Source organism: Nesterenkonia sp. PF2B19 (assembly GCF_001758425.2).
Classification (GTDB): Bacteria; Actinomycetota; Actinomycetes; order Actinomycetales; family Micrococcaceae; genus Nesterenkonia; species Nesterenkonia aethiopica.
In genome coordinates this window covers 1-5,021 of record NZ_MDSS02000102.1, presented here as the reverse complement: position 1 = coordinate 5,021, position 5,021 = coordinate 1, and the positions used below count along the sequence as shown (strand labels likewise).

At 71.6% G+C, this 5,021-nt stretch carries 6 protein-coding genes and 1 pseudogene; 3 read left to right on the top strand and 4 right to left on the bottom strand.

Annotation, left to right across the window (positions count from 1 at the left end):
• Window positions 1–61: 61 nt before the first annotated feature.
• Complete coding sequence (locus BCY76_RS16905; protein ID WP_085437955.1) at window positions 62–1,072, bottom strand: chorismate-binding protein; 1,011 nt, start codon at window positions 1,070–1,072, stop codon at window positions 62–64.
• Between the two features lie 144 nt (window positions 1,073–1,216).
• On the opposite strand from BCY76_RS16905, the gene BCY76_RS16900 reads away from it, so the two are divergent.
• From BCY76_RS16900 to BCY76_RS20870, 3 genes and pseudogenes are all read left to right on the top strand, one after another.
• Window positions 1,217–1,885 carry a demethylmenaquinone methyltransferase gene (locus BCY76_RS16900; RefSeq protein WP_070158359.1) on the top strand — a complete coding sequence of 223 codons (669 nt, stop codon included), beginning with the start codon at window positions 1,217–1,219 and terminating at the stop codon, window positions 1,883–1,885.
• Window positions 1,886–2,634: pseudogene (locus tag BCY76_RS20150) on the top strand (polyprenyl synthetase family protein); the annotation flags it as partial.
• A gap of 119 nt (window positions 2,635–2,753) precedes the next feature.
• Entirely contained in the window at window positions 2,754–2,912 is a 159-nt protein-coding gene (locus tag BCY76_RS20870; RefSeq protein WP_442935375.1) for a hypothetical protein, read from the top strand.
• A gap of 25 nt (window positions 2,913–2,937) precedes the next feature.
• On the opposite strand, the gene BCY76_RS16890 is transcribed toward BCY76_RS20870, so the two are convergent.
• From BCY76_RS16890 to BCY76_RS16880, 3 genes are read right to left on the bottom strand one after another with little or no spacing between them, the layout of a single operon-like run.
• A complete protein-coding gene (locus tag BCY76_RS16890; protein ID WP_070158350.1) occupies window positions 2,938–3,432 on the bottom strand; it encodes an HIT family protein in 495 nt (164 codons plus the stop codon).
• Window positions 3,432–3,860 (bottom strand): hypothetical protein, encoded by a 429-nt coding sequence (locus BCY76_RS16885; protein ID WP_070158351.1) that lies wholly within the window; start codon window positions 3,858–3,860, stop codon window positions 3,432–3,434. The genes BCY76_RS16890 and BCY76_RS16885 overlap by 1 nt, the downstream gene beginning before the upstream one ends.
• A 38-nt stretch (window positions 3,861–3,898) precedes the next feature.
• A complete protein-coding gene (locus BCY76_RS16880; protein ID WP_336582662.1) occupies window positions 3,899–4,810 on the bottom strand; it encodes a dihydrodipicolinate synthase family protein in 912 nt (303 codons plus the stop codon).
• Window positions 4,811–5,021: the final 211 nt, after the last annotated feature.

The window sequence follows — 5,021 nt, the reverse complement described above, 5'->3', positions numbered from 1 at the left end:
GGCGCCACCGGGGCGGCGCCGGGGGCGGCCGCCGTCGTGCAGTCCTTGACCAGGCGGCCCGTCACATCGGTGGAGAGGTGGTAGACATTGGGCAGCTCCAGCACGCCGGCGGGTTCTGGGCGCTGATGACCTCCACCACCGGGGCCAGCTGGGTGAGCAGCGACTGCACGGCGATCTCATGCTCGGTGCGCTGCTTGGGGTCCTCCAGCAGCAGGGCGCGCGCCTGCTCCGCCGGCAGCGTCCCGTCCACCGTGCCGGCCAGCACCCTGGCGGCCATGCGCTCCCCGCGCACCGTCACCAGCATCTCCGGGGTGGCGCCCAACACCTCGCCGGCCCGGTAGGTCCAGCAGTCGGCATAGTCACGGCTCAGGGTCGCCAGGAGACGCCCCGCCGCCAGCGGCTCCTCGGAGGCGACGACGACGTCGCGGCCCAGCACCAGCTTCTCCAGCCGTCGTTCGGTGATCGCCTGCACCCCGGCCTCCACCGCCTGCAGGTAGTGCGCCGTGGGATGGGTGCCCTCCTGCAGGGCGGTGGCGCTGCGAGGGTCGCGGGGCGGAACGAGCGCCGGGTCGAGCTCCGGGTCGAGCGCCGGATCGAGGGGCTCCGGGGAGGCCGGACCCAGGACGCCGCCCGTCAGGGTGAGGCCGTGCCGGTCCAGCGCGGAGAGGACGTCGGCCTGGTCCGCGGCGGCGCTGAGCACCGTCACCCAGCTGCGGCCGGCCACCGATCCCAGGATGAGCTCCGGGAGCACCAGCACCGAGTCCGCGGCGGAATCTGAGGAGTAGGTGACCGAGGTGAACGCGACCGGCCCGCAGCCGGGCACCTCCTGCAGGGATTCCGGCCGCGGCTCCTCCGTGATGGTCGCCAGCCGGTCCTCCCACCAATGGGCCAGGTCGGCGAAGCGCTCCGAGCCACGGGCCGTGGCGCGGTCGGCCACACCGAGGCCCACGATGCCTTCACCATGACGGAGCCAGGTGCCGCTGGGGGTGAGCCGCGGCAGCAGGTCGGTCAGGGCGACGTCGTGGGGGAGGGCGACCGTCACTGAGACGGCGCGCAGAGGCTGGGCAGGCATAGCGGAGCAAGTCTATCGCCGAACGCCCCACGCCCCGCGCGCACGGGGGTCCCCGCGATCTGGGACAATGCTGGGGTGACACAGGAGCAGCACGCCCCAGGAAACCGGGCCGATCTGGACAAGAAGCCGGCCGACGTCGCCTCGATGTTCGACGAGGTCGCCGCCCGCTATGACATCACCAATGACGTGCTGTCCTTCGGACAGGCCCGGCTGTGGCGCCGACGTCTGGTGGAGGCGCTGGACGTCCAGCCCGGAGAGCGGGTGCTGGACCTGGCCGCCGGCACCGGCACCTCCACGGAGCCGTTCGTGGCCGCCGGCGCTGAGGCGATCGCCTGCGACTTCTCCCTGGGCATGCTCCAGGTGGGCAAGCGTCGGCGCCCAGACATGACCTTCGTGGCTGGGGACGCCATGAACCTGCCATTCGCCGATGACACGTTCGACGCCGTCACGATCTCCTTCGGGCTGCGCAACGTGGCCGACCCGATCGCGGGACTGGCGGAGATGCTCCGCGTGACCAGGCCTGGCGGTCGCCTGGCGGTCATGGAGTTCTCCGACCCCACCTTCGCTCCGTTCAATCGGGTCTACAACGAGTACCTGATGCGGGCGCTTCCCCCCGTGGCGCGGGCGATGTCCTCCAACCCGGAGGCGTACGTGTATCTGGCCGAGTCCATCCGGGCCTGGCCGGACCAGGACGAGTTGGCCGCCCAGATCTCTGGGGTCGGGTACGCGGATGTGAAGTATCGGAACCTCAGCGGAGGCATCGTGGCCATCCACCACGCACGCAAGCTCGGTAGGCTGGACTCCGATGACTGAATCAGCAGCCGAGCCCCTGTCGCTGAGACTGCGGCCGGGTTTGACGTTCTCGCCGACGACGAGCACCTCGCCTCCGAGGTCTTCCGCGCCCTCGGGGAGGTCGAGGAGCGACTCCTGGAGGCCCTCTCCAGCTCCGACGAGCTGGCCAACACCTCCGCCCGCTACCTGGCCGAGGCCGGCGGCAAGCGGATCCGCCCGCTGCTGACCATTCTGACCTCCCTGCTGGGCGAGGGCCCGGACGACAAGGTCCGAGAAGCCGCAGCGGTCATGGAGATGACGCATCTCGCGACGCTCTATCACGACGACGTCATGGACTCCGCGCCGGTCCGCCGTGGCGCCCCCGCCGCCCACGAGGTGTGGGGCAACTCGGTGGCCATCCTCACCGGTGACCTGATCCTGGCCCGCGCCTCGCAGCTGATGACCGAGATGGGCGAGGAGGGCTCCCGGGTGCAGTCCGAGACCTTCGAACGCCTCGTCATGGGGCAGCTGCACGAGACGGTCGGCCCGCGCGAGGGTGACGACCCCAAGAAGCACTACCTGTCCGTCATCGCGGACAAGACCGGGTCCCTGGTGGCGGCCGCTCCCGGCTCGGCGCCATGTTCGGCGGATGCACGGAGGAGACCGCGGCCATGCTGGCCACCTACGGTGAGGCCGTCGGGGTCGCGTTCCAGCTGGCCGACGACGTCATCGACCTCACCTCCGACGGCGAGACCTCCGGGAAGACGCCCGGCACCGACCTCCGCGAAGGGGTCCCTACGCTGCCGGTGCTGCTGCTGCGCGAACGCGCCGCCGCCGGGGAGCAGGAGGCGGCCGAGGCGCTGCGCCTGGTGGACGGCGATCTCAGGGGGATGAGGCCCTGGCCGAGGCTGTGGCCGCCGTCGTCACGCACCCGGTCACCCAGGAGGCCTGGCAGGTGGCCCGCGCCTGGTCGGCCACCGCCCAGGAGGCGGTGGCGGGACTGCCGGAGTCCACGGTGAAGTCGGCGTTGCTGTCCTTCGCTGAGGCCGTCGTCGACCGGGAGAGCTGAGCCGCTGATGCCGCCGGCCTGAGGGTCAGTGCCCGGCCCCGGCCAGGATCTGCTCCAGCGCGGCCGCCAGCTGCCGGGCCTTCTGGGCCCGGACCTCCACGGCCACCGGATGACGGACCTGCCGGTAGAGCATGTCATCGCTGTATCGCGGGAAGACGTGCAGGTGATAGTGCCACACGTGCTGGTTGCCGGCCGGCTCGTTGTGCTGCCGCACGGAGGTGCCCTCCGGGTTCCAGGCGAGCTTCATCGCCAGAGCGAGGTCCCGGGACATGGCCCCGATGCGCGCCAGCAGGTGGTCGTCGAGGTCGTAGAGCGTCTCCCGGTGGGCCACCGGGGAGATCATCGCGTGACCCTCGTGCGGGCCGAACCCGTCGCAGGCCATGAACACCAGCAGCTCCTCGTCCTGGAAGACGAGGTCGCTCAGCTCGCAGCGGTTCGTCGGGTCGCTGACGTCACCGCGGGCCAGGCCGCAGAACGGGCACGGATAGTCGTCCGGGGCGTGTGAGCTCCACAGCGGCATCAGTCCTCCTCGAAGGAGAACTCGAGCAGGTCCAGGATGAACTCGCCCACGGTGGCGTCCTCATCGTTCCAGTGCTTCTGCTTGTTGCTGCGACGCCGGATCAGCGGGTCCGGGACGTCCAGGATGTCCACGGGGATGCCCCACACCCAGCGTTCGTCTTCGTCCTCCAGGAACAGCAGGTGCCCGTCCTCGACCTCGAGCTCGTCCGGGTCGAAGAAGAAGTGATGGGCCTCCATGAGCTCCTCGCAGCGGCCCAGCGCCCGGTAGAACTCTTCGAGCACCAGCGGCAGTCGGACGCCGTCGGGCAGCTCCGCCTCCGCGAGGGCGTCGCCCAGCTCCTCGGCGGAGTAGCCCTCCTGCGGGGTCCACTTCTCATCGAGGTACTTCGGGACCAGGGCCTTGAACTTCTCGAGCAGCATCTCCGCCATGCGCGCCAGTCTACTGGGCGGTCAGGGCTGGGCGGTCATCAGGGCTGGACGGTCAGGGCTGCACGGTCTCCAGCGCGTCGGCCACGTGGGCACGGGCGTCCTCGTCCAGCCCTCGGAGCGGCCGGGGCAGGCAGTCCCGGGGCGCCAGTCCCAGATGTTCGGCGGCTGCGGCGGCCACGCGCAGGCTGCCATGGGTGGCCATCAGCGGCCACAGCGGGGTCAGCTTCGGTGTCGTCCGGGCGCTCCACCAGCCGACGGGCGGCCCCGGGCAGCACCCCGCCGATCACGGAGAACCAGGCCGCGCAGCCGGAGGCGAGCCCCCGGAGCGCCGAGGGATCGCCGGAAATGCCGAGGGCGACGTCGTCGGGGACCTCCGCGCGGACTGCGGCGACGACGTCGCGGGCCTGGGCGGGGTCCTCCGGCAACGGCGGGATCTTCACCGCCGCCAGCTGGGGCAGCGCGGCGATGCGCCCGTAGAGCTCGGGGGTGAAGCGGAATCCGGTGGTGCGGGGATTGTCATAGAGCGCCACGGGAAGCTCCGTACGGCGGCACACGTCGTCGAAGAGCCCGACGACCTCGTCCTCGGAGAGCGGCTGGTAGCTGACCGGGGCCAGCAGCAGGCCGTCCGCGCCGGCGGCCTCGGCGTCGCGCACATGCTCCAGCACCGCCGAGGTGCGCAGCGCTCCCACACCGGCCAGCACGGGGCTCCCGGGGGACGCGGCGACGGCGGCCTCCAGCACGTCCCGCCGTTCGGTGCGGTCCAGGTAGGCGTAGGAGCCCGTGGAGCCCAGCACGGTGATGCTCTGGGCTCCGGCGGACGCGCAGCGTGCCACCAGGGAGGACACGGCGTCGAGGTCGACGGTGTCCGTTCCGTCGGCGGCTCTGCGGAATGGCGTCAGCGGGAAGGCGGAGAGGCCGGAGAAGAGCTCTGCGGGGGTCGGGGCAGGCATGGCTCAGTCTCCCGGCAGGAGGCGGCGGGCAGAGGCTCCGGCGCCCAGGTGCTCCACCAGGACGTCGGCGGCGGCGTGCAGGGCGTCGTCGTCCATCGGCTCGAGGCGTCGAAGATGAACAGGGCGGCGGAGGTCGACGTCGTCAGCGCGGTGCGGCGGCCTGACGCCAGTTCCACCGCCGGCAGGTCACCCCACGTCTCGCGCCAGATGG

Excerpts from the sequence above, each read along its gene's own strand:
- BCY76_RS16900 (WP_070158359.1), top strand. The coding sequence starts at position 1,217 with ATGTTCGACGAGGTCGCCGCCCGCTATGACATCACCAATGACGTGCTG.
- BCY76_RS16885 (WP_070158351.1), bottom strand. The coding sequence starts at position 3,860 with ATGGCGGAGATGCTGCTCGAGAAGTTCAAGGCCCTGGTCCCGAAGTAC.
- BCY76_RS16905 (WP_085437955.1), bottom strand. The coding sequence starts at position 1,072 with ATGCCTGCCCAGCCTCTGCGCGCCGTCTCAGTGACGGTCGCCCTCCCC.
- BCY76_RS16880 (WP_336582662.1), bottom strand. The coding sequence starts at position 4,810 with ATGCCTGCCCCGACCCCCGCAGAGCTCTTCTCCGGCCTCTCCGCCTTC.
- BCY76_RS16890 (WP_070158350.1), bottom strand. The coding sequence starts at position 3,432 with ATGCCGCTGTGGAGCTCACACGCCCCGGACGACTATCCGTGCCCGTTC.